A 21,904-nucleotide genomic window follows, 5' to 3' on the forward strand; every position below is an offset into this window, starting at 1 on the left:
GCGACACGGCAATTCAATCCGTATTGTGAATTATGTGCCATTTGAGGCGCATGACACTGTGGAGGTAGTGAATGACGAGGCCGTACCGGGGCCGTGCGATGTGCGCGGCGGTCGTTCTGTCAACCACCGCGCTGGCGGCGAGCGCCTGCTCGGACAACGAGAGCACCCCCGCCGAGAAGGCGTCGAAGGCCGCGTCCGCCGCGTCCTCGCTGGTGTCCGAGGGCGCGGAGGCCGTCGCCTCGGCGACCGCCGCCGCGCAGTCCCAGCTGGCGAAGATCAAGAACGGCGTCAACGCGAAGGACGACGTCAGGCTCGACCCCGTGACCGTCGAGGGCGGCAAGGCCACCACCACGGTCACGGCCACCAACAGCGGCGACAAACAGGCCACGTACACCGTCGAGGTGACCTTCCGCGACACCAGCGGGAACCTCCTCGACGCCGCCGTGGTCAACGTCGCGGACGTGGCCCCGCAGAAGTCCGGCGAGGCCACGGTACGCAGCAACCGCGACCTGACGGGCACGGTCAAGGCCCAGGTGGAGCGGGCGCTGCGGCACTGAAGCACCATCACCGCGAGGAGGCAGCCATGGCAGCCACCGGCACCACACCGACACCCGCACCCGCGCCCAAGAGCGGCAACCACAGCGCGTGGGCGCACGGCGGCGTCATCTTCGCCGGCGTCCTGCTGCTCGTCGACGGCGTCCTGGCCATCTTCCAGGGCATCTCGGGGATCGCCGCGGACAACGTGTACGCGCGGATCGGCGACTACGTCTACAAGTTCAACCTGACCGCGTGGGGATGGATCCACCTGGTCCTCGGCGTGCTCCTGGTGGTCACGGGCACCGGACTCCTCAGCGGCGCCGCGCTCTGGTCACGGATCACGGGTGTCGTCCTGGCGGGCCTGGGCATCATCGTGAGCTTCCTGTACCTGCCCTACCTGCCGTTCTGGTCGATCATCCTCATCGCGCTCGACATCTTCATCATCTGGGCGCTCTCCCACTACAGGCCGGAGCGCTCACCGGCCGCCTGACCGCCGCCCGCCCGGCCCTCCCCCGGCGGGCCGGGCGCGGCGGGCACGGCGGGCGCCGCCCCGGCCGCCGACTCGTCGCCGTGGAACACCGCGCCCACGGTGAGGCAGACGGTCGCCACGACGCACAGCGCGATCAGCCCGGACAGCAGGGTGAACACCGACCCCAGCGAGCCGTACGCCTGCAGGCTGCGGTTGAGCGCCTTCGGCACGTACAGCGGCGCGGCGAAGACGGCCGCCTCCAGGAGCACCGCCGTGAGCAGCGCCCCCGGCAGCAGCGGCCGCCAGCCGATCCGGCCGCCCAGCAGCAGGTGCTGGGTCCACCACCAGATCCCCACCGCGCTCACCAGGGACAGCGGGACACCGAGCCAGCGGCCCGCGCCGAAGCCCTCCCGCAGCGGACCCTGTATCGCCAGGTAGACCAGCGCCGCGCACACCCAGGCGAACCAGCGCCAGGCCGCGATCCGCGCCGCCGACTTCGGCAGGTGCCAGGCGCGTTCGCACACCCGCTGCATCGCCCGGCTGCAGGCCGTCGCCGACAGCAGGGCCATCAGGATGCCCACCACCCCCACCGTCTGGCGCAGGCTCCCCGGATCCGACTCGTAGACCGAGCGCAGCTGTTCACGGGAGGGACCGGAGAGCCCCAGCACCCGCACCAGCGAGTCGAGGAGTTCCTTGCGCACGCTCTCCGGGGCGAGGGACGCGATGACGAACAGCAGCGGCACGGCGGTCAGAAAGGCCTGGGCGGCCAACCGGGTGGCCGCGTCGAGCACGTTGACGCTCAGCAGCCGGGCGGCGAGCCGGGTGACGATGGGGAACCGCCGCTCGGTGTCATCCCGCAGGGCGCGCGCCCGCCCCGGCAGGTCCGCGAACCGCGCACGGAGCCCCTCCGGGATGCTGACCCGTGGCCGCCCTTTCACAGTCCGACTATTTTTCAGCCCGCCGGACCCCGCAACCGGGGGCCCGCGGCGCGGAACGGGAGGTCACCGGAACCGCCGCGAGCCGTCCGTCCCGCTGCCCGGTCACCAGGGCTCTGGGCGGGCCTCGACGCAACGGCGCGGGTGACTCAGTCGCGCTCCGCGCGCCACCGTGCGACGACGTCCTCCACGTCGTACGGGACGAGGTTGAGCGGCGGACCGTCCATCGGGGTGCGGATGCCCGCGCGGATCTTCTCGTTGGCCTCCTCGACGATGCGGCGCACCTCGTGTTCGGAGGGGGCGTGGGAGGCGGCGTCCATCGCGTCCTCCACCTCCTTGCGCAGCTTGAGGCTCGCCGGGAGGTGGGACAGCCCCTCGCGGGCCATCTTCTCCCTGATCCACCACAGCTCGTCGTAGGGCCTGTCGAGGGAGGCCAGGGGCTTCCCGGCCCCGGGCAGGTTGTCGAAGGCGCCGCGTTCCGTGGCCTCCCGGATCTGCTTGTCGACCCAGGACTCGAAGGGGACGCCCGGTGGCTTGCGCTCCGTCATGCCCCTGATTCTCCCTCCCACCGCGGCGGAGGGGGAGGGCCGGGGTGAGCCGTCCCCGGACGTCGGCCCGCGCGCCCTGCGGAGCGACGTCCACGGGCTCCGGCCGGCGAAGCGGCACGGCTCACGGCCGCACACGCCGCGCCGGCGCATCACTCCCCGGCGGGGGCCCAGCCCTGGGCGCGCAGGACCGCCGCGACGTCCGGGGCCTGGTAGTGCTCGCCCTTGAGGACCTTGCCGTCGGCCCGCAGGGTCGGGCGCCCGTCGGGGCCGAGCTTGCTCATGTTGGCGCGGTGGATCTCCGCGATGACCGCGTCCAGGTCGATGCCGTGCACCAGCGCGGTGCCGTACGCGACGTAGACCACGTCGGCCAGTTCGTGCGCGAGGTGGTCCAGGGGACCGTTCTCCGAGGCCTCGGCGACCTCCGCCACCTCCTCGGCCAGCAGGTCCTGCCGGTGCGCCGCGTACTCGGGCGTGATCTCGGTCGGACGGGGACGGGCGTCGAGGCCGAAGGCGGTGTGGAACTCACGGACCAGGCCGGCGGGGGAGGGGCGCATTCCGCCGATCGTAGTGCCCGCTCACACGCCTTCGTCGCCTTCCGCCGCCGGGCGCCCGCCGTACCCGCCGTACCCGCCGTCCACGCGGACGGCGGTGATGCCGCTGATGTGCCGGGCCCCGCAGCGGTCCTGGGGCAGCACCGGTTGCGGGCCCCGCGCGTCCAGCGGGGTGCCGTCGATGCGGGTGGCGAGCAGGACGCGGGCCTGCCCGAGGTCCGGGTCGATCTCGGCCCAGGACAGCGGCGCGTGGTGACCGTCCGCCCCGGTGACGGCGATGAGGAAGCGCATTCGGTCCTTGCGGCGTCCGGGGTCGGAGCCGGGACCGGCCGAGCACAGCACCTCGTGGAGCAACGGGCCCTCGAAACGGTGGTGCTGCACGCCGCCGGTCCGGCGCTCGAAGCTCACCCGGGCCGTGTGCCGGGGCCAGGCGCGCGGGTCGGGAACGGTGAGCGGGGCAGGGCGGGCCAGGTTTCGCCGCTCAGGACGAGCCCGGTCACGGGCTTCCACCTCCCCCGATGACCGTACCCGCCCTCGAAGGTCTCGGAAACGCAGATGCGACCCTAGGCGTCGCGAAACCCGGCTGATGCAATCAAACAAAGGGCTTCTCACTTGCATCTGCGTCACTATGATCGAGTCATGCACACCTACCGGATCGGCGAGGCGGCCGCATTGATGGGCGTGAGCGCCGACACCCTCAGGCGCTGGGTCGACGCCGGGCGGCTGCGCGCGGAACGCGACGAGCAGGGCCGGCGCATCATCGAGGGCCCCGATCTGGCAGCCTTCGCCCGGGAGTTCAACCGCACGGAGCGCGAGCGCACCGGCTCCTCGGCCCGCAACCGTTTCGCGGGCATCGTCACCGAGGTGATCCTCGGCGACGTCTCCGCGCAGGTCGAGATCCAGGCCGGCCCGTTCCGCGTGGTGTCCATGATCAGCCGGGAGTCGGCCGAGGAGCTGAAGCTCGAGCCGGGCGCACCGGCGGTCGCCGTCATCAAGTCGACCAACGTGGTCGTCGAGACACCGTAGAGCCACCGCAGAGATCGAGCCTCGGAGGAGCAGTCCTGTGACGACCCGTCCCACGCACCGCCGGACCCTTCAGCCGGCCGTCGGAGGAACCGCGCTGCTGCTGGCCCTCAGCGCCTGTTCGTCCTCGGCGGGCGCGTCCTCCGCGGGCGACGTGAAGGGCACGGTCACCGTCTTCGCCGCCGCCTCCCTCAAGGAGAGCTTCACCGAACTGGGCGAGGAGTTCGAGGCGGCACACCCCGGCACCAAGGTCACGTTCAGCTTCGGCGGCAGCGACGCGCTCGCCGCCAGCATCACCTCCGGCGCCCCCGCCGACGTCTTCGCCGCCGCCTCCCCCAAGACCATGCAGATCGTCACCGACGCGAAGAGCGCGGCCGGCGAGCCCGCCACCTTCGTGCGCAACCAGCTGGAGATCGCGGTCGTCCCGGGCAACCCCGAGGACGTCGCGACGCTCGAGGACCTCACCGAGCCGGGGCTGAAGGTCGCGCTGTGCGCCAAGGAGGTGCCCTGCGGCGCCGCGGCGCAGAAGGCGCTGGACGGCGCCGGCCTGAGGCTCACCCCGGTCTCCTACGAGCAGGACGTCAAGAGCGCCCTGACGAAGGTGCAGCTGAAGGAGGTCGACGCGTCCGTGGTCTACAAGACCGACGTGCAGGCCGCCGCCGGCAAGGTGGAGGGCGTGCAGTTCCCCGAGTCCGCCGGCGCCGTCAACGACTACCCCATCGTCCTGCTGAAGGACGCTCCCAACGCCGGGGCCGCCGAGGCCTTCATCGCCCTCGTCCGGTCCGGCCAGGGCCGGAAGGTGCTGACCGAGGCGGGATTCCTCACCCCGTGACCGGCCACAGCGGCGGCGTGCCCGAACTCCTGGAGTCCCGGCCGCGCCGCGCCGCCCGCCGGCAGGGCCACCGCTCCCCGGTGCCCCTGCCGCTGCTGCTGCCCGCCCTGCTCGGTCTCGTCTTCCTCGTGCTGCCGCTCGCCGGGCTGCTGGTCCGCACCCCGTGGAGCGAACTGCCCGCGCAGCTGACCAGCCCCGGGGTGTGGCAGGCGCTGCGGCTCTCCCTGATCTGCGCCACCCTCGCCACAGCGGTGACCCTGGTGCTGGGCGTGCCCCTGGCGTGGCTGCTGGCCCGCACCGAGTTCCCCGGGCGCCGGCTGGTGCGCGCCCTGGTGACGCTGCCCCTGGTGCTGCCGCCCGTGGTCGGCGGTGTGGCGCTGCTGCTGGCGCTGGGCCGCAACGGCATCGCCGGGCGGTGGCTGGACCAGTGGTTCGGGGTGACGCTGCCCTTCACCACGGCGGGCGTCGTCATCGCGGAGGCCTTCGTCGCGATGCCGTTCCTGGTCATCAGCGTCGAGGGCACCCTGCGGGCCGCCGACCCGCGCTACGAGGAGGCCGCCGCCACCCTCGGCGCCTCCCGCTTCACCGCCTTCCGCCGGGTGACGCTGCCGCTGATCGCCCCCGGCATCGCCGCCGGAGCCGTCCTGGCCTGGGCACGGGCGCTCGGCGAGTTCGGAGCCACCATCACCTTCGCGGGCAACTTCCCCGGCCGTACGCAGACGATGCCGCTCGCCGTCTACCTCGCCCTGCAGAGCGACCCGGCCGCCGCCATCGCGCTCAGCCTGGTGCTGCTCGCCGTCTCGATCGCCGTCCTGGCCGGACTGCGCGACCGCTGGATGACCACGCCATGACCTCCCTGGAGAAGACCGCCACCACCGGCGGCCCGGCCCCGCAGGGCCTGGACGCCCGGCTGGTCGTCGACCGCGGCGCCTTCCGCCTCGACGTGACGCTCACCGCCGGCCCCGGCGAGGTGCTCGCCCTCCTCGGCCCCAACGGCGCGGGCAAGACCACCGCGCTGCGGGCCCTGGCCGGGCTGACCCCGCTGACCGCCGGCCACCTGCGGCTGGACGGCGCCGCCCTGGACGGGACGCCTCCCGAGACCCGGCCGGTGGGCGTGGTCTTCCAGGACTACCTGCTCTTCCCGCACCTGTCGGCGCTGGACAACGTCGCCTTCGGTCCGCGCTGCCGCGGCGTGCCCAAGGCGCGCGCCCGCGCAGAGGCCGCCGAGTGGCTGGAGCGCATGGGCCTGGCCGAGCACGCCGGGGCCCGGCCCCGCCGGCTCTCCGGCGGCCAGGCGCAGCGCGTCGCCCTCGCCCGGGCGCTGGCGACCAGGCCCCGGCTGCTGCTCCTGGACGAGCCGCTGGCCGCGCTCGACGCCCGCACGCGTCTGGAGGTCCGCTCCGGACTCCGCCGCCACCTGGCCGACTTCGAGGCGGTGGCCGTCCTGGTCACCCACGACCCGCTGGACGCCATGGTGCTGGCCGACCGGCTGGTGGTCATCGAGCACGGCGGCTGCGTGCAGGAGGGCACCCCCGCCGAGATCGCCCGCCGCCCGCGCACCGACTACATCGCGCACCTCGTCGGCCTCAACCTCTACCGGGGCCGCGCCGACGGCCACACCGTACGGATCGACGGCGGACCCGCCATCACCACCACGGAGGAACTGTCCGGCCCGGCCTTCGTCGCCTTCCCGCCCGGCGCCGTCACCCTCCACCGGGAGCGCCCCACCGGTTCCAGCGCCCGGAACATGTGGCAGGGCCGGGTCGCCGGCCTGGAGTCGCACGGAGACCAGATCCGCGTGGACGTCCGGGGAGAACTCCCGCTCGCCGCCGACCTCACCGCGGTGGCCACCGCGGAACTCGGGCTGCACCCCGGCGCCGAGGTGTGGGCCACCGTCAAGGCGGCCCAGACGCACGCCTACCCGGACTGAGGCCCGCCTGGTCAGGGCGGCGTCAGGAGTACGCCGACCGGCGACAAGGGGACGACAAGGAGCCCCCGCGGGCGCCGCGCCCGGGTCTTCCATCGAGGACATGGATGACGCCGGACACCACCGCGTGGTCGTGGGGCTGAGCGGCTCCCTCGGCAGCCTCACGGCGCTGCACCGGGCCGCCGCCGAGGCACGCCGTACGGGCGCGGTGCTCGTCGCCGTGCTCGCCTGGGAACCGCCGGGCGGGGAGTTCGCCTACCGGCGCTCCTCCTGCCCCCCACTGCTGGACGCCGGGCAGGACCGGGCCCGGCGGCGGCTGCTCGACGCCGTCGAGTCCGCCTTCGGCCGGCTCCCGGAGGACCTCCCCTTGCGCGCGCTGACCGTCCGCGGGCCCGCGGGGTGGGCGCTGACCCAGGTCGCGAACCGCCCGGACGACGTACTGGTGGTGGGCGCCGGGCGACGCGGCCGGCTGCGCCGGCTGCTGAGCCCCCCGGTGGCCCGGCACTGCCTCGCCCACGCGGTCTGCCCGGTGCTCGCCGTACCCCGCTCCCCGCTCCACGGGGTCCTCGAGGACATGCACCGCCGCAACACCTGGCGGCTGCCCCTGCACACCGCCGCGCCCCTGCGCTGAACCCTCGCCGACCAGGCCGGCAGCGCCACCGCCGGCGCACCCACCGCCGCGGCCCCCCGACCGGTCCCGTGCGGGACACCACCCTTCGAACCGGCGGGAGGAGACGGGGCGGACGGGGGCGTATCGTCCCCTTATAGGTGGTGTCGGCCCGATGGTGGAGCCACACATGGTGGTGACTGCCCCCGCGCGGGAGCTGCTGGACCAGGTGCTCGCCGAAGTGGTGCGCGAGACGGGCGCCCATGTCGGTGCGGTCTTCCTGCTGATGCCCGAGGGCCGCGCGCTGGGGATGGAGGTCATCACCGGGGCGCCGCGCGAGCTGTCGATGCCGTGGTCGCGGCTGCCCATGGAGCGGTCGACCCCGGTGGCCGACGCCGTACGGGAGGGCCGGACGATCCGGGTCGGCTCCCGGGAGGAGCTGGCCGACCGCTATCCGCGCACGGCGCTGGTCATGCCCTACGACCTGTCCATGGTCGCCGCCCCGCTCACCGACACCGACACCGGCGCCGTGCTCGGCACCCTGGTGCTGATCTGGTCCCGTCCCCGCCCCGCCGAGGCGCCGCCCGCGGAGCGCGCGTTGCTGGAGCAGGCCCGTGAACGGCTCTCCGACCAGCTCGTACGGGCCGGCGCCGGCGGGGAGCCGATCCTGCCCGGGCCCGAGCCGCGGGTGCTGCGGACCGCGCGGGCGGTCCCGGTGCACCCGGACGAGGCCCTCGCGGCGGCGGACTGGGCCCGGCGGCTGCCCGAGGGGGCCTGCGCGCTCGACTTCGACGGGCGGATCACCTACGTCAGCCCCCGCGCGGCGGAGCTCGTCGGCGTGCCCGCCGAGCGGCTCGTGGGCTCCCTCCCCTGGGAGAGCCTGCGCTGGCTGCGGGACCCCGCCCACGAGGACCGCTACCGCGCCGCCGTACTCAGCGGGCAGCCGGTCTCGTTCACCGCCCTGAGGCCGCCCGACCACTGGCTGCTCGTGCAGCTCTACCCGGACGCGACCGGGGTCAGCGTGCGGATCTCCCCCACCGACGCGGAGGCGGGCCCCTCCCCGCAGGCGGCCCCGTACGACGAGGCCGGGGTGCCGATCCGGATCGGGGCGATCTACCACCTCATGCACCTCGCGACGGCCCTCACCGAGGCCGTCGGCGTGGACGACGTCGTCCGGCTGGTCGCGGACCTCTTCCCGGCCGCGATCGGCGCCGACGCCTTCGTGCTGTGCGTCGCGGAGGGCGGCCGGCTGCGCGTGATCGGCGACCGCGGCTACCGGCCCGAGGTCATGGCGGCCCTGGACGGCACCGCGCTGACCGCGCGCCTCCCGGCGACCCGGGCCCTGAACACCGGCGTCCCCAGCTTCTACGGCTCCCCCGAGGACCTCGTCCGGGCCTACCAGGGCATGGAACTGCTGTCGGACATGGCGGCCTGGGCCTTCCTGCCGCTGATCGCCTCCGGCCGCCCCGTGGGCGCCTGCGTCCTCGCGTTCGCCCGGGAGCGTTCCTTCCCCGCCGACGAAAGGGCCGCGCTGACCTCGCTCAGCGGGCTGATCGCCCAGGCCCTGGACCGGGCGCGGATCTACGACGCCAAGCACCACCTCGCGCACAGCCTGCAGTCGGGGCTGCTGCCGCACACCCTGCCCGCCCTGCCCGGGCTGGAGGTCGCCGCCCGCTACCTGCCCGCGACCACCGGCATGGAGGTCGGCGGCGACTTCTACGACCTGATCCGGCTGGACGACACCTGCGTCGCCGCCGTCATCGGCGACGTCCAGGGCCACAACGTCAACGCCGCCGCCCTGATGGGCCAGGTGCGCACCGCGGTGCACGCGCACGCCACCGCCGGCGCGACCCCCGACCAGGTGCTGTCCCGCACCAACCGGCTGCTGGACGAACTCGACACCGGGCTCTTCACCAGCTGCCTCTACGCCCACCTCCAGCTCACGGAGGGCGTCCTGCGGATGGCCTCCGCGGGCCACCCGCCGGCCCTGCTGCGCTTCCCCGACGGCCGCACCGACATCCTGGGCCGGCCGACCGGACTGCTGCTCGGCATCGACCCGGGCGCCGAGTACCCCACGAGCACGATGACGCTGCCCCCCGGCGCGGTCCTCGCGCTCTACACCGACGGGCTCATCGAGACCCCCGGCGGCGACCTGGACGAGGCCATCGCCGCCCTGGCCGTGACGCTGTCCTCCCGGGGCAGGCTCCCGCTGGACGAACTGGCCGAGGCCCTCGTCCACTACGACGGCCGTGCCGCCGACCGCACCGACGACACCGCGCTCCTGCTGCTGCGTCCCGTGCCCCCGTCATGAGGCCTTGTCACTTCCAGCTTGGGACCCAACACTGGTGTCCATGCCGGTGGTTGCGCTGCTGGGAACGCTGGACACCAAGGGCACCGAGTACGGCTGGCTGCGGGATCGCCTCCTGCGCGCCGCCGTCGAGGTCGTGCTGATCGACGCGGGCGTGGCCGGCGAGCCCCTGGTGACCCCCGACATCCCCCGCTCCGTCGTGGCCTCCGCCGTGGGTGCGGACGCCGAACGGCTGCGCAGGGCGGGCGACCGCGGCACCGCGGTGACGGTCATGGCCGAGGGGGCGGCCCGGGTGGTGCGCCGGCTGCACGACGAGGGCAGGCTGCACGGCGTGCTGGCCATCGGGGGCAGCGGCGGCACCTCGATCGCCACCCGCGCGATGCGGGAGCTGCCGCTGGGCGTGCCGAAGCTGATGGTCTCCTCGATGGCCGCGGGCGACGTCTCCCCGTACGTCGGCGCGACCGACATCGCCATGATGTACAGCGTCGTCGACATCGCGGGCGTCAACCGGGTGTCGGCGCCGATCCTGGCGAACGCGGCCGACGCCATCGCCGGGATGGCCAGGGGCTTCGCCGGGGCGCCCGCCGCGCCCGCCGGGGACCGGCCGCTGGTGGCGGCGAGCATGGCGGGGGTGACGACCCCCGGGGTCGACGCCGCCCGGGCGCGGCTCACCGAACTCGGCTACGAGGTGCTGGTCTTCCACTCCGTGGGCTCCGGCGGCCGCTCCCTGGAGTCGCTCGCCGGGGAGGGCATGTTCAGCGGGGTGCTCGACCTGACGCTCAGCGAGCTCGCCGACGAGCTGGTGGGCGGCGCCTTCGGCGCGGGGCCCGACCGGCTGCGCGCCGCGGGCCGCGCCGGGCTGCCGCAGGTGGTGAGCCCGGGAGCGCTCGACATGGTCAAGTTCGGCCCGCTCGCCTCGCTGCCGGACCGCTTCCGGGCCCGTCACGTCCACGTACACAACCCGTCGGTGACCGTGATCCGCACCTCAGCCGCCGAGTGCGCCGAACTCGGCCGTCAGGTCGCCGCGAAGCTGCGCGCGGCCACCGGCCCGGCCACGCTCCTGCTGCCGCTGCGCGGGCTGTCCACCCTCGGGGCGCCGGGCGGGCCGTACCACGACCGGGCGGTGGACGGGGTGCTGTTCCGCACCCTCCGCGAGGAGTTGCGCGGCAGCCGGGTGGAGGTCGCCGAGTACGACACGCACCTCAACGACCCCGCCTTCGGCCGCGCCGCGGCGGACCGGCTGCACGGGCTCGTCTCCTCCGTGCACGCGACCGCCCGCACGACGCGCTGAGCGTCGTACGGGCGGTCGTGCGTACGGTGCGGCGGGCCCGGACGGCGGCCCTAGACGGAGGCCGCCGTGCCCGCGCCCACGGCGTCGCGCCCCGCGGAGGCGGCGGCCGGGGCAGGTTCCAGCAGGCGTCCGGCCAGGTGGCCGAAGACCAGCCCGAAGGAGGTCCACAGCGTCAGCTGGATCGCCAGCGCCGCCAGACGGAACTGCCACAGCAGTTGCGCCGGGAAGTGCTCCGGCACCTCGTTGATCCCGGGCAGGAGCGCGTACGCGAGCCCCACGGTCACGACGAGGAAGACGCCGGCGGCCACGGTCGCGTACCAGTTGCCCAGGCGCGGCGCGAGGCGCCTGCCCAGGATCACGGTGGCGATCGCGAGCAGCACGCTGAGCAGCATCATCAGGAAGTACAGCGTGGTGCGTTCGCCGATGGTGTCGGGGTCGCCGACGGCCGGCGGGTTGGCGGGGTACTTCAGGAAGGGCACGACGTAGACCGCGACGAGCGCCGCGGCCGACAGCAGCATCGCCGTCGGCCGGGCGCCGAAGCGGCCGATCCGCCCGAGGGCGAAGCAGTAGGCGAGCGCGGCGATGCCGCCCAGCGCCACGCCGTACACGAGGAGGCCGGTGGCCAGACCGGCGCTGGACTGCAGGGCGCGGCTGACCGGTTCGGCGCCGCCGTGCTCGTGGGCGTGCGACTCCTCGAACGCGATGGCGGCGTCGACCCGGGACTCGCCCAGCAGGTAGGCGACGACCAGCGCGAGCGCGCCGGCGGCGAGGCCGGCCAGCATGCCCCGCACCAGCAGTTGTCTGACGGTGACCGAATTGACGGGGTTGGCGGGGTTCATCGGTGCGGCGCCCCTGTCAGTGGCAGGGGAAGCCGAGCAGGTGGCGCCCGTCGTGCAGCCACTCGTGGACGTTCTCACCGGACATGAGGGACGTGGCCCCCTGCTCGGCACCCACGAAGTAGAGCAGGACCAGCATCAGGACGCCGAAGAAGACCGCCCAGGGCAGGATCGCCCTGATCGGCAGCGTCAAGGGGGCGGCGGAAGGGGTTATGGCCGGCGAGGCGGCGGACTGCGCCATGGCATGACCTCCTGGTGGGAACTCGCGTCCCGGTCGGTGGAGCTCTGTCGGACGACTGCGGGTCTGACTCGCCTGGCGCTGGGCTGGGCTTACAGTGGCGCGACCGTGCCGGATTTGCACCGGACTTCCGCCGTGTCGTCGTGAATGTCGTCGTGACGGTACCGCGATCCGGTGATCCGGCCAAGGGCGCGCGTTCACGCCACGGCATGCGCGGGAGCCGCTTCGGTGCCGCAGACAGGCCCGGTGCGGGGCGGCAGTCGGCGATTCCAGGGGATCGCCGGAGAACGAGGAGGGTGCATGACGACCCGGGTGACGTTGATCTCACCGGTGGTGAACGCGGCGCTGCGAGAGGCGCGTTTCGACGACGACGTGCCGCCGGACGAGCAGGCGCTCGCCGCCGCCCGCGCCTTGGCCGGTTCGCTGCCCTCCGCGGTACCGGTGCCCGTCTCGCCCACGGTGCGCTGCCGCGCGACCGCGCAGGCGCTCGGCCTCGCCGCCGAGGAGACCGCGCCCGCGGGCTGGGCGCTGGGCCGCTGGCGGGGACGCACCCTCGCCGAGGTGAGCGCCGAGGAACCGGAGGCGGTGGCCGCCTGGCTCTCCGACCCGGACGCCGCGCCGCACGACGCCGAGTCGCTGCGCGAGCTGTGCGCCCGCGTCGGCGGCTGGCTCGACGGGCTCGCCGCCACGCCGGGCCGGGTGCTCGCCGTCGTCGAACCGGAGATCGTCCGGGCCTGCGCGGTACGGGCCCTGGGTGCGCCGGAGGCGTCCTTCTGGCGGATCGACGTGCCCCCGCTGACGGCGACGGAATTCAGCGGGCGGTCCGGACGCTGGAACCTGCGGGCGGGGCGCCCGCTGGGCTGACCGGGCACCGGAAGCGCGGCTGAAGCGGGATGAAGCGGGATGAAGTGCGAGCGGACACACGCGGGTGATGCGCTCCAGCGCCATGCAGGCTCTTGCAAACGTGTCGCAACAGGACTCTATGATTGAGCGTTCGACTTCCTATGCGACCCCGGAGCGGAGCTCTCCATGCATGTACCCGACGGATTCATCGACGCCCCGGTCTCGGTGGCGACCGGTGCCGTCGCGGCGGCAGCCGTGGCGGTGAGCCTGCGCGGTGCGCGACGCGAACTGGACGAGCGCACCGCGCCGCTGGCCGGACTCGTCTCCGCGTTCATCTTCGCCGTCCAGATGCTCAACTTCCCGGTGGCCGCCGGCACCAGCGGCCACCTCCTCGGCGGAGCGCTCGCGGCGATACTCGTCGGCCCCTATACAGGGGTGTTGTGCGTGTCCGTGGTCCTGCTCATCCAGGGCGTGCTCTTCGCCGACGGCGGCCTCACCGCCCTCGGCGTGAACATCACCGACATGGCGATCGTGACCGTGGTCGTCGCCTACGCCCTCTTCCGCGCCCTGGTCAAGGTGCTGCCGAACGGGCGCGGCGGGGTGACCGGCGCGGCTTTCGTCGCGGCCCTGGTCTCCGTCCCGGCCGCGGCGGTCGCCTTCACCGGGATCTACGCGCTGGGCGGGACGACCGACGTCTCGCTCGGCAAGGTCTTCACCGCCATGGTCGGCGTGCACGTCCTGATCGGCATCGGTGAGGCGGTGATCACCGCCGCGACGGTGGGCGCCGTCATCGCCGTCCGCCCCGACCTCGTCCACGGCGCCCGTGACCTGCGCCGCCCGCTGGAACTCAAGGAGGCGACCGTCTGATGGCGGCCGTGACCGACACCCCGAAGCGCGGCGGCATACGGCCGCTGTGGATCGCCGGCCTGATCGCCGCCCTGGCGCTCGCCGGATTCGTCAGCTACTACGCCTCGGCCAGCCCCGACGGGCTGGAGAAGGTCGCCGCCGACCACGGCATCGACAAGAAGGCCGAGGACCACGCGGCCAAGGACTCGCCGCTGGCGGACTACCAGACCAAGGACGTCGGCGACGCCCGGCTCTCCGGCGGCCTCGCCGGTGTCATCGGTGTCGGCGCCACCCTGGCGCTCGGCACCGGCGTCTTCTGGATCGTCCGCCGCCGGCCGCGCGCGGACGAGGGCTGACGGTGGGCGCGGGCCACGCCCACCGGCTCTACCGGCACGGGCACTCGCCGGTGCACGCGCTGCCCCCGCAGTGCAAGATCGCCGCGGTCTTCTGCTTCGTCCTGGTCGTCGTGTCCACGCCGCGCTCCGCGGTGTGGGCCTTCGGCCTGTACGCGGTACTGCTGGCCACGGTCGCCGTCGTGGCGCGCGTCCCGGCCGGCTTCCTGCTGCGGCGGCTGCTGATCGAGGTGCCCTTCGTCGCCTTCGCCGTCCTCATGCCCTTCGTCGCCGAGGGCCCGCGCACCGAGGTACTGGGTCTGTCCCTGAGCGTGCACGGCCTGTGGGGCGCCTGGAACATCCTCGCCAAGGGCACCCTCGGCGTCGCCGCCTCCGTGCTGCTGGCCTCCACCACCGAGCTGCGCGAACTCATCCTCGGCCTGCAGCGGCTGCGGCTGCCGGCGCTGCTGGTGCAGATCGCCTCCTTCATGATCCGTTACGGGGACGTCATCACCGACGAGATGCGCCGGATGCGCGTCGCCCGCCTCTCGCGCGGCTTCGAGGCGCGCGGCCCGCGCCACTGGGGCGTGCTCGCCAAGTCCGCGGGCGCCCTGTTCATCCGCTCCTACGAACGCGGCGAACGCGTCCACCTGGCGATGATCAGCCGCGGCTACGCCGGCAGCATGCCGGTGATCGACGATGTGACCGCCTCACGCGCCCAGTGGTCGTACGCGGCCGTGCTCCCGGCCGCCGCGCTGGCGGTCTGCCTGATGGGATGGTTCCTGTGACCGCTTCACTCGAGGTCAAGGGCCTCGCCTACGCCTACCCCGACGGCCACCAGGCGCTGTTCGGCGTCGACCTGACCATCGCGCGCGGCGAGCGGGTCGCCCTCCTCGGCCCCAACGGCGCCGGCAAGACGACGCTCGTGCTGCATCTGAACGGCATCCTCGAGGCCGGGGCCGGCTCCGTCACCGTCGCCGGGCTCCCGGTCGGCGACCGCAAGCACGTGGCGGAGGTCAGGCGCCGGGTCGGCATCGTCTTCCAGGACCCGGACGACCAGCTCTTCATGCCCACCGTCCGCGAGGACGTCGCCTTCGGCCCGGCCGCCGCCGGTCTGCGCGGCGCCGAACTGGAGGCCTGCGTCCGCAAGGCGCTGGAGCGGGTCGGCATGGCGGAGTTCGCAGACCGGCCGCCGCACCACCTGTCGTTCGGCCAGCGGCGCCGCGTGGCGGTGGCGACCGTCCTCGCCATGGAGCCGGAGATCCTCGTCCTGGACGAGCCCTCCTCCAACCTGGACCCCGCCTCCCGCCGCGAACTCGCCGACATCCTGCGCTCCCTGGACGTCACGGTCCTGATGGTCACCCACGACCTGCCGTACGCCCTGGAGCTGTGCCCGCGCTCCGTCGTCCTCAGCGGCGGCACCGTCGTCGCCGACGGCCGCACCCAGGAACTCCTCTCCGACGACACCCTGATGCGCGCCCACCGCCTCGAGCTCCCGTACGGCTTCGACCCCCGCTCGGTCACCGTCCGCGGCTGATCCGCGGGCGTCGAACCGCTCGGCGGCGTTCATGGCCGCGCAGCGGCGCACAGCCCTGCTCTCGCCCCAACTCCCCCTTCGGCAAACGAAGTCACACCTTGCTACTTGTGTGGAAAGCGTGAAAGGCTCCCGGCACCACAAGGCGCAGGCGCAGCCGCCTCCCGACGCCGAAGGTTGGTTCACCGCCCATGACTGCCGCAGCCCCGGTCCCGGAGGCCGTACCGCTGTCCGAGTACTGGGCGGAAGCGCTGTGCTTCGCCCAGCTGTGCACGCTCTCCCCCGAGGACGGCGGACGCCTGGCCGCCGACGCGTTCGAACGCGGCCTGGACCAGGTACCCGACGTGATGGACCCCGGGTTCGCGCCGGGACCGCTGCCGCTGCCCCTGCTGCCGCTGCTGCTGACCGCCGTACGGGACACCGCCGCGGACTGGCAGGCCCGGGGCGAGGGGGAGAGCCTGCATCCGGAGTTCCGCATCTGGCTCAACGCCGAACGCGCCGCCCGCCGGGGCAGGGCACCGCGCCCGGAGCCGCTGGCCCTGCGCGGGCTGCGGGACATGGCGGAGGCGGACGCGGCACTGCTGTGGTCCACCGAGGTCGAGTGCCGCCCCGTGGCGGTGACCGCCCGCACGCTGGGCATCGACGCCGCCGCCGCGGAACGGGAGATCGACCGGGCCCGCGAGGACTTCCGGGACCGCTGCCTGCGCGCCCACCAGGAGGAGCCGCCCTCCGACGAGTGCCAGGGGTACGCCAGGCTGCTGGACGCGGCCACCCGGATGCCCGTCGAGGCCGCGCCCGAGGACCTGCGCCGGCACCTGCGCGGGTGCGCCGACTGCGCGCGGGCCGCCGTGTGCCTGACCCCGTTCGGCGGCGGCCCGGCCGAGGCGCTGGCCGAAGGGGTGCTGGGCTGGGCGGGTCCCGCCTACCTGGAGGCCCGGCGCCGGGCGGCCGGACGGGGAGCCGTTCCGCCCCGGCCGTCGCGGCGTGCCGCCCGTGCCGCCCGCTCGGCGCGGACGCGGACCCGGACACCCCGGGGCAGGGCCGCCGTGGCCGCCGCTGCCGCGGTGCTGGCCGCCGTGGTCTGCGTGACGGTCGTGGTCACCGCCGACGACTCCGCCCCCCGGTCCGCCCAGGCCGCGCCGACGGCCCAGGGCGGCAACGACGGCGCCGCCCCGGACGGTCCCGGATTCCCCCCGCTGCGGTCACCGGGCGCGTCCGGCGCCTCCGGGGCTCCCGAGCCCTCCGAGAGCGCGCCGTTCCCCGAGGAGATCGTGCCCTCGGCCGCCGAGCACACCATCCCCGCCGCCCGCCGCACCCCGTCCTCCGCCGCGCCGCCCGCACGGAACGCACCGGTGGAGGCACCGCCGTCCTGCACGATCGCCTACGAGGTGACCGACCGGTGGTACGACGGCTTCCAGGCCTCGGTCACCCTGACCGCCCGCGAGGACCTGCGCGACTGGACGGTCGGCTGGCGGTACTCCGACGGCCGCCGGGTGACGCAGATGTGGGACGCCGACTTCTTCCAGCGCGGCGGGACGGTCACCGCCCGGGCCAAGGGCTACAACAGGTGGGTGCGGGCGGGCGAACCGGTCACCTTCGGCCTGGTCGGCACACGGTACGGTGCCACCTCACCGCCCTCGGGCTTCACCCTCGACGGCGCGCCCTGCGCCACCGCCTGACGCGCCCCGGACACGAACGCGCCGGACACGAGCGGGCCGGAGGAGCGGTCGCGAACCCGCCCCTCCGGCCCGTACGGCCGGGCTCCCGAATCGCTAGCTCAGACCGTTGTTGATCGCGGTGATCAGCTCACCGTTGCCGGTGTCGCCGCTGAACTCCCAGAAGAACGCGCCGCCGAGGCCCTGGTTCTTGACGTAGGCCATCTTGCCCGCGATGGTCGCCGGGGTGTCGTAGCTCCACCAGTTGTTGCCGCAGTGCGCGTACGCGGTGCCCGCGACGGTGCCAGTGGCCGGGCAGGTGTTCTTGAGGACCTTGTAGTCCTCGTTCCCCGCCTCGTAGGTACCCGGGGCGGCACCGGTCGCGGAACCGCCCGGAGCGGACTGGGTGACGCCGGTCCAGCCGCGGCCGTAGAAGCCGATGCCCAGGTTGAGCTTGTTCGACGGGATGCCCTTGCCCTTCAGCTTCTGGATCGCCGCGTCGGAGTAGAAGCCGGCGATCGGGATGCCGCTGTAGGAGGTGAGCGGGGAGTGCGGGGCGGTCGGCCCGTCCGCGTCGAAGGCGCCGAAGTAGTCGTACGTCATCACGTTGTAGTAGTTCACGTACTGGGCGGCGCCCGCGTAGTCGGCGGCGTCGATCTTGCCGCCGTTGGTGCCGTCGGCCGTGATGGCGGCGGTGATCAGGTTGTTGGAGCCGAACCTGGTCCGCAGCGCGGACATCAGCGTCTTGAAGGACGAGGCCCCGCTGGTGTCGCAGGACAGACCGCAGGCGTTGGGGTACTCCCAGTCGATGTCGATGCCGTCGAAGACGTCGGCCCAGCGCGGGTCCTCGACCAGGTTGTAGCAGGAGTTGGCGAAGGCGGTCGGGTTGGCGGCCGCCTGGCCGAAGCCGCCGGACCAGGTCCAGCCGCCGAACGACCACAGGATCTTGATGTTCGGGTACTGCTTCTTCAGCTTGCGCAGCTGGTTGAAGCTGCCCCGCAGGGCACCGGTGTCCCAGGTGTCGGCGACGCCGTCGACGCTCTGGTCGGCGGTGTAGGCCTTGTCGTAGTCGGCGTAGGAGTCGCCGATCGTGCACTGGCCGTTGGTGACGTTGCCGAAGGCGTAGTTGATGTGGGTCAGCTTGCTCGCCGAGCCGGAGGTGACCAGGTTCTTGACGTGGTAGTTGCGGCCGTAGACGCCCCACTCGGCGAAGTAGCCGAGGCGGATCTTGCTCCCCGCGGGGCCGGTGGGGGTCGGCGTCGGGGTCGGCGTGGGCGTCGGGGTGGGCGTGGGTGTGGGCGTCGGCGTGGGTGTCGGGTCCCCGGCGCCACCGCCGGTGCAGGAGCCGCCATTGAGCTTGCAGCCGCTCGGGCTGCCGCTGCCGGAGCCGTTGAAGCCGAAGCTGATGCTGGCGCCCGGGGCCAGCGTGCCGTTCCAGCTCTTGTTCTTGGCGGTCCAGTGCGTGCCGGAGCCGGTGACGTCGGCGTCCCACGCCGAGGTCACCGCCGTGCCGGAGGGGAAGTCCCACTCGACGGTCCAGCTGCTGATGGGCGACGAACCGCCGTTGGTGACCGTCCACTTGCCCTCGAACCCCGTGCCCCAGTCCTGGGTCTTGGTGTACGTGGCGGTGGTACCCGCGGCATGGGCCGGCGTGGCCAGGCCGACGAGCGCCGCGAACGGGAGCAGCAGCGCGGTGAGTCCCGCGGCCGCTGTGGTCCTGAGGCGTCTGGTGCGTGGAGTGCGGGGGGTGTCTCCAGTGCTCAAGGGGTGCTCCTCGAGTGGGGGGCCGACGGGGATACCAGTGCCGCCTGGCGGGCGATTGACTGATGTCATGCCCACCACAGTTCCCTCGCAGGGTAGAAAGGTCTGGACCAGATGGTCAATAGGTCTGGACCATATCGGCGTCCCGGCTCACGGCGCGACGCCCGGCGAAGGCGCCGGGGCGTACGGGTGAACGACGGAGAGCGGGCGGCGGAGTCCGGCCTCAGGCCGGTCCGCCCATGGTGACCGCGTCGAAGCCGATGCCGATGTCCACACCGACGTCGGGGCCGTGCCCGTCGAGGAACTGCTCGGCCCAGATGATCTTCCCGTCGTCGGTGTAGCGGGTACCCCACCGCTGGGCGAACTGCGAGATCAGGAACAGCCCGCGGCCGCCCTCGTCCGTGGTGCGGGGGTGCCGCAGATGCGGCGACGTGCTGCTGGCGTCGGAGACCTCGCAGATCAGCGCGCGCTCCAGGATCAGCCGCAGGCGGATCGGACCCGAACCGTGCCGGATCGCGTTGGTGACCAGCTCGCTGACGACCAGTTCGGTGGTGAACGCGAGATCGCCCAGACCCCAGTCCTCCAGCTGCCGGGTGGACAGCTCGCGGGCCCGGCCCACGACCGCGGGGTCGGTGGCCAGGTCCCAGGAGGCGACCCGGCCGATGTCCAGGCACCGGGTCCTTGCCAGCAGGAGCGCCACGTCGTCGTGCGGACGGGCCGGGGCCAGCTCGTCGACGACGCCGCGGCACAGCGCGTCCAGCGACGCCTCATCGGCCTCCAGGGCCGCCCGCAGCCGGGTCCGCCCGCTGTCCTGCCCCTCGTCCACGCCCTCCACCGGGGCGACCAGCCCGTCCGTGTACAGCGCGAGGACGCTGCCCTCCTCCATCTGCAACGCGGTCGCCTCGAAGGGCAGTCCGCCCAGGCCCAGCGCGGGGCCGATGGGCAGTTCGGGGAAGCGGACGGCCTCCCCGCACTCGGCCCCGCACCGCTCGCCGGCGGGCCGGAGCACGGCGGGCGGCAGGTGCCCGGCGCTGGCCATGACGCAGTGCCGGCTGACCGGGTCGTACGTCACGTACAGGCAACTCGACCCCAGCGCGCTGCCGCCGACCCCGACGGTCGCCGACTCCCCGGCCTCCCGCGAGACCTGGACGACCAGGTCGTCCAGGTGCGCCAGCAGCTCCTCCGGCGGCAGGTCGAGGTCGGCCAGGGTCCGCACCGCCGTCCGCAACTGGCCCATCGTCGCGGCGGCCTCGATGCCGTGGCCCACCACCTCTCCCACCACCAGCGCGATCCGCGCCCCGGACAGCGGGATGACGTCGAACCAGTCGCCTCCCACGCCCGACAGCTCGTCCGCCGGCCGGTAGTAGGTGGCGACCTCCACCGCGTCCTGCGGGGGGAAGGTGTGCGGCAGCAGGCTGCGCTGCAGCACGAGGGCCGCGTCCCGCTCACGGGTGTAGCGGCGCGCGTTGTCCAGGCAGACCGCGGCCCTGGCCACGACCTCCTCCGCCAGGCGCAGATCCTCCCCGTCGAAGGGGTCGGCGCGGCGCACCCGGAAGAAAAGGGTCACACCGAGGGTGACCCCGCGGGCCCGGATCGGCACCACCATCGCCGTGTGCAGCCCGAGTTCGCCGAAGTGGAGCGCCCGGACGCCGGCCGGGCCGGCGGCCCACTCCAGCCCCAGCGGATCCAGCCGGGAGCTGATCCAGGAGGTGCCGTCGGTCAGGGACCGGATCGGCGGGGTGTCCTCCAGATAGGCGGAGACCGCCCCGATGCCGAAGGCGGGCTCGGGCTCGCCCTGCCGCGCCGACCGCATCCCGGCGCGGCGCAGCGGCACGGTGACCGCGTCGCCCAGCGGGCCGGCCTGCGGCTCCGCTCCCTTGATGACCGACTCCAGCAGCTCCACGGCCACGTAGTCGGCGAGGTCGGGCACGACCACGTCCGCCAGATCCTGCGCGGTGTGCATCACGTCCAGGGTGCGCCCGATGTGCTCACTGGCCCGGTCCAGCAGCGACAGCCGCTTACGGGCCCGCCAGCGGTCGCTGATGTCGACCACCGAGTAGCACACGCCCACCGGGACGCCGCGCTCGTCCTCCAGCCGCACGAAGGACATCGCATGGGCCTGCTCGCGGCGCGGGTCGGTGCGGAACCGCCCCACGTGCTCGTAGTCGATCACCGGCACGCCCGTCTCCAGGACCTGGCGCATCTGCGCCTCCAGGACCGTGGCGTTCAGGCCCGGCTGGATCTCCGCGAGCCGCCGCCCCAGCCGCCCCTGGGAGGGACCGCCGCCGAAGCGCTCCAGTGCCGCGTTCGACCAGACGCAGCGCAGTTCGGTGTCGACCACGGCCAGCCCGATCGGCGTCTGGCCGACGATCCGCTCCATCATCGCCGGGGTCATCCCCGACGCCGTCGAGCGGGCGGTGCTGCGGGACTCCGCCGCCAGGACCATCCAGCGGGCGGACGAACCGCCGATGCCCTCGGGGAGCCCGACCACCCGTACACCCAGCGTGACCCTCGTGCCGTCGTCGCGGCGGAGCCGCAGCACACCCGTCCAGCCTCCCTCGGTGCTGCAGCGCTCGGCGATCTCCGGCGGCCGCGCCGCGTCCTCCGGGGCGAGCAGCTCCACCGCGGGGGTGCCGACGACGTCCACCGCACGCCGGCCGAGCAGCCGCTCGGCGGCGGGAGGCCAGGTCAGCAGGCTCCCATGGGCGTCGAGGAGCAACGTGACGGCGTCCGCCACGCCCGCGTCCACGCGTTCCTCGGGAGTCCCCATGGCCAGCCACTCCGTATCCGCCCGCACGTTACGCTCCGCACACCCTTTTCTTGTTCTTCCC

General features: G+C 73.8%; 21 protein-coding genes and 1 pseudogene. 14 read left to right on the forward strand and 8 right to left on the reverse strand.

Going from position 1 to position 21,904, the window contains the following annotated elements; translation table 11 throughout:
- Positions 1 to 71: 71 nt before the first annotated feature.
- Together PV342_RS10580 and PV342_RS10585 are read left to right on the forward strand one after the other, a co-directional pair.
- Positions 72 to 557: a hypothetical protein gene (locus PV342_RS10580; protein WP_500316752.1), complete on the forward strand. Its 486-nt coding sequence runs from the start codon at positions 72 to 74 to the stop codon at positions 555 to 557.
- Positions 558 to 583: 26 nt separating this feature from the next.
- Positions 584 to 1,027: a DUF7144 family membrane protein gene (locus PV342_RS10585; protein ID WP_400799937.1), complete on the forward strand. Its 444-nt coding sequence runs from the start codon at positions 584 to 586 to the stop codon at positions 1,025 to 1,027.
- On the opposite strand, the gene PV342_RS10590 is transcribed toward PV342_RS10585, so the two are convergent.
- From PV342_RS10590 to PV342_RS10605, 4 genes are all read right to left on the reverse strand, one after another.
- A complete protein-coding gene (locus PV342_RS10590) occupies positions 997 to 1,944 on the reverse strand; it encodes a YhjD/YihY/BrkB family envelope integrity protein (protein ID WP_400799934.1) in 948 nt (315 codons plus the stop codon). The genes PV342_RS10585 and PV342_RS10590 overlap by 31 nt on opposite strands.
- Positions 1,945 to 2,090: 146 nt before the next feature.
- Positions 2,091 to 2,489, reverse strand: coding sequence for a DnaJ family domain-containing protein (locus tag PV342_RS10595; protein WP_400799931.1), 399 nt, complete (start codon positions 2,487 to 2,489; stop codon positions 2,091 to 2,093).
- Positions 2,490 to 2,638: 149 nt separating this feature from the next.
- Positions 2,639 to 3,043, reverse strand: a complete 405-nt coding sequence (locus PV342_RS10600) for a pyrophosphohydrolase domain-containing protein (protein WP_386990137.1) — start codon at positions 3,041 to 3,043, stop codon at positions 2,639 to 2,641.
- A gap of 21 nt (positions 3,044 to 3,064) precedes the next feature.
- A complete protein-coding gene (locus tag PV342_RS10605) occupies positions 3,065 to 3,448 on the reverse strand; it encodes a hypothetical protein (RefSeq protein ID WP_500316755.1) in 384 nt (127 codons plus the stop codon).
- A gap of 231 nt (positions 3,449 to 3,679) precedes the next feature.
- Here PV342_RS10605 and PV342_RS10610 point away from each other — a divergent pair, with 231 nt between their 5' ends.
- The 7 genes from PV342_RS10610 (at position 3,680) to PV342_RS10640 (ending at position 11,028) form a co-directional block, all read left to right on the forward strand.
- Positions 3,680 to 4,066, forward strand: a complete 387-nt coding sequence (locus PV342_RS10610; protein ID WP_400799924.1) for a TOBE domain-containing protein — start codon at positions 3,680 to 3,682, stop codon at positions 4,064 to 4,066.
- 37 nt (positions 4,067 to 4,103) lie between these two features.
- The gene (gene modA, locus PV342_RS10615) at positions 4,104 to 4,895 is read left to right on the forward strand and encodes a molybdate ABC transporter substrate-binding protein (protein ID WP_500316757.1); all 792 of its coding nucleotides are present in this window, start codon (positions 4,104 to 4,106) and stop codon (positions 4,893 to 4,895) included.
- Positions 4,896 to 4,924: 29 nt separating this feature from the next.
- Positions 4,925 to 5,746: a molybdate ABC transporter permease subunit gene (gene modB / locus PV342_RS10620; protein WP_400800072.1), complete on the forward strand. Its 822-nt coding sequence runs from the start codon at positions 4,925 to 4,927 to the stop codon at positions 5,744 to 5,746.
- Entirely contained in the window at positions 5,743 to 6,825 is a 1,083-nt protein-coding gene (locus tag PV342_RS10625; protein ID WP_500316759.1) for an ABC transporter ATP-binding protein, read from the forward strand. The genes modB and PV342_RS10625 overlap by 4 nt, the downstream gene beginning before the upstream one ends.
- Positions 6,826 to 6,925: 100 nt before the next feature.
- On the forward strand, positions 6,926 to 7,453 hold the full coding sequence (locus PV342_RS10630; protein ID WP_500316761.1) for a universal stress protein: 528 nt from the start codon (positions 6,926 to 6,928) through the stop codon (positions 7,451 to 7,453).
- Between the two features lie 166 nt (positions 7,454 to 7,619).
- Positions 7,620 to 9,740 (forward strand): SpoIIE family protein phosphatase, encoded by a 2,121-nt coding sequence (locus PV342_RS10635; protein WP_400799912.1) that lies wholly within the window; start codon positions 7,620 to 7,622, stop codon positions 9,738 to 9,740.
- Between the two features lie 40 nt (positions 9,741 to 9,780).
- Positions 9,781 to 11,028: a Tm-1-like ATP-binding domain-containing protein gene (locus tag PV342_RS10640; RefSeq protein WP_500316763.1), complete on the forward strand. Its 1,248-nt coding sequence runs from the start codon at positions 9,781 to 9,783 to the stop codon at positions 11,026 to 11,028.
- Between the two features lie 50 nt (positions 11,029 to 11,078).
- Here the strand turns inward: PV342_RS10640 and PV342_RS10645 are convergent, their stop codons facing one another.
- Together PV342_RS10645 and PV342_RS10650 are read right to left on the reverse strand one after the other, a co-directional pair.
- The gene (locus PV342_RS10645; RefSeq protein WP_400799906.1) at positions 11,079 to 11,867 is read right to left on the reverse strand and encodes a CbtA family protein; all 789 of its coding nucleotides are present in this window, start codon (positions 11,865 to 11,867) and stop codon (positions 11,079 to 11,081) included.
- A gap of 16 nt (positions 11,868 to 11,883) precedes the next feature.
- The gene (locus tag PV342_RS10650; RefSeq protein WP_406266615.1) at positions 11,884 to 12,105 is read right to left on the reverse strand and encodes a CbtB domain-containing protein; all 222 of its coding nucleotides are present in this window, start codon (positions 12,103 to 12,105) and stop codon (positions 11,884 to 11,886) included.
- Positions 12,106 to 12,402: 297 nt separating this feature from the next.
- Between PV342_RS10650 and PV342_RS10655 the strand changes: the two genes are divergently transcribed.
- The 5 genes and pseudogenes from PV342_RS10655 to PV342_RS10675 all read left to right on the forward strand — a co-directional run bounded on the left by PV342_RS10655 (position 12,403) and on the right by PV342_RS10675 (position 17,336).
- The gene (locus PV342_RS10655; protein ID WP_386990118.1) at positions 12,403 to 12,966 is read left to right on the forward strand and encodes a histidine phosphatase family protein; all 564 of its coding nucleotides are present in this window, start codon (positions 12,403 to 12,405) and stop codon (positions 12,964 to 12,966) included.
- Between the two features lie 165 nt (positions 12,967 to 13,131).
- Positions 13,132 to 14,147 (forward strand): annotated as a pseudogene (locus tag PV342_RS10660) (energy-coupling factor ABC transporter permease).
- Between the two features lie 2 nt (positions 14,148 to 14,149).
- Positions 14,150 to 14,911, forward strand: coding sequence for a cobalt ECF transporter T component CbiQ (gene cbiQ, locus PV342_RS10665; RefSeq protein ID WP_386990116.1), 762 nt, complete (start codon positions 14,150 to 14,152; stop codon positions 14,909 to 14,911).
- Positions 14,908 to 15,660 carry an energy-coupling factor ABC transporter ATP-binding protein gene (locus PV342_RS10670; protein ID WP_329186837.1) on the forward strand — a complete coding sequence of 251 codons (753 nt, stop codon included), beginning with the start codon at positions 14,908 to 14,910 and terminating at the stop codon, positions 15,658 to 15,660. Before cbiQ ends, PV342_RS10670 begins: the two co-directional genes overlap by 4 nt.
- A gap of 188 nt (positions 15,661 to 15,848) precedes the next feature.
- Complete coding sequence (locus tag PV342_RS10675; protein ID WP_400799896.1) at positions 15,849 to 17,336, forward strand: cellulose-binding domain-containing protein; 1,488 nt, start codon at positions 15,849 to 15,851, stop codon at positions 17,334 to 17,336.
- Positions 17,337 to 17,429: 93 nt separating this feature from the next.
- On the opposite strand, the gene PV342_RS10680 is transcribed toward PV342_RS10675, so the two are convergent.
- Together PV342_RS10680 and PV342_RS10685 are read right to left on the reverse strand one after the other, a co-directional pair.
- Positions 17,430 to 19,076, reverse strand: coding sequence for a glycosyl hydrolase family 18 protein (locus PV342_RS10680; protein WP_500316766.1), 1,647 nt, complete (start codon positions 19,074 to 19,076; stop codon positions 17,430 to 17,432).
- Positions 19,077 to 19,296: 220 nt separating this feature from the next.
- On the reverse strand, positions 19,297 to 21,843 hold the full coding sequence (locus PV342_RS10685) for a SpoIIE family protein phosphatase (protein ID WP_500316768.1): 2,547 nt from the start codon (positions 21,841 to 21,843) through the stop codon (positions 19,297 to 19,299).
- Positions 21,844 to 21,904 lie beyond the last annotated feature (61 nt).

This window comes from Streptomyces sp. PA03-3a, from assembly GCF_033792735.1.
Taxonomy (GTDB): Bacteria; Actinomycetota; Actinomycetes; order Streptomycetales; family Streptomycetaceae; genus Actinacidiphila.

Coding starts and splice junctions, on each gene's coding strand:
- PV342_RS10610 (WP_400799924.1), top strand. CDS start 3,680: ATGCACACCTACCGGATCGGCGAGGCGGCCGCATTGATGGGCGTGAGC.
- PV342_RS10645 (WP_400799906.1), bottom strand. CDS start 11,867: ATGAACCCCGCCAACCCCGTCAATTCGGTCACCGTCAGACAACTGCTG.
- PV342_RS10655 (WP_386990118.1), top strand. CDS start 12,403: ATGACGACCCGGGTGACGTTGATCTCACCGGTGGTGAACGCGGCGCTG.
- PV342_RS10650 (WP_406266615.1), bottom strand. CDS start 12,105: ATGGCGCAGTCCGCCGCCTCGCCGGCCATAACCCCTTCCGCCGCCCCC.
- PV342_RS10595 (WP_400799931.1), bottom strand. CDS start 2,489: ATGACGGAGCGCAAGCCACCGGGCGTCCCCTTCGAGTCCTGGGTCGAC.
- PV342_RS10685 (WP_500316768.1), bottom strand. CDS start 21,843: ATGGGGACTCCCGAGGAACGCGTGGACGCGGGCGTGGCGGACGCCGTC.
- PV342_RS10600 (WP_386990137.1), bottom strand. CDS start 3,043: ATGCGCCCCTCCCCCGCCGGCCTGGTCCGTGAGTTCCACACCGCCTTC.
- PV342_RS10640 (WP_500316763.1), top strand. CDS start 9,781: ATGCCGGTGGTTGCGCTGCTGGGAACGCTGGACACCAAGGGCACCGAG.
- PV342_RS10675 (WP_400799896.1), top strand. CDS start 15,849: ATGACTGCCGCAGCCCCGGTCCCGGAGGCCGTACCGCTGTCCGAGTAC.
- PV342_RS10635 (WP_400799912.1), top strand. CDS start 7,620: ATGGTGGTGACTGCCCCCGCGCGGGAGCTGCTGGACCAGGTGCTCGCC.
- PV342_RS10630 (WP_500316761.1), top strand. CDS start 6,926: ATGGATGACGCCGGACACCACCGCGTGGTCGTGGGGCTGAGCGGCTCC.
- PV342_RS10585 (WP_400799937.1), top strand. CDS start 584: ATGGCAGCCACCGGCACCACACCGACACCCGCACCCGCGCCCAAGAGC.
- PV342_RS10625 (WP_500316759.1), top strand. CDS start 5,743: ATGACCTCCCTGGAGAAGACCGCCACCACCGGCGGCCCGGCCCCGCAG.
- PV342_RS10580 (WP_500316752.1), top strand. CDS start 72: ATGACGAGGCCGTACCGGGGCCGTGCGATGTGCGCGGCGGTCGTTCTG.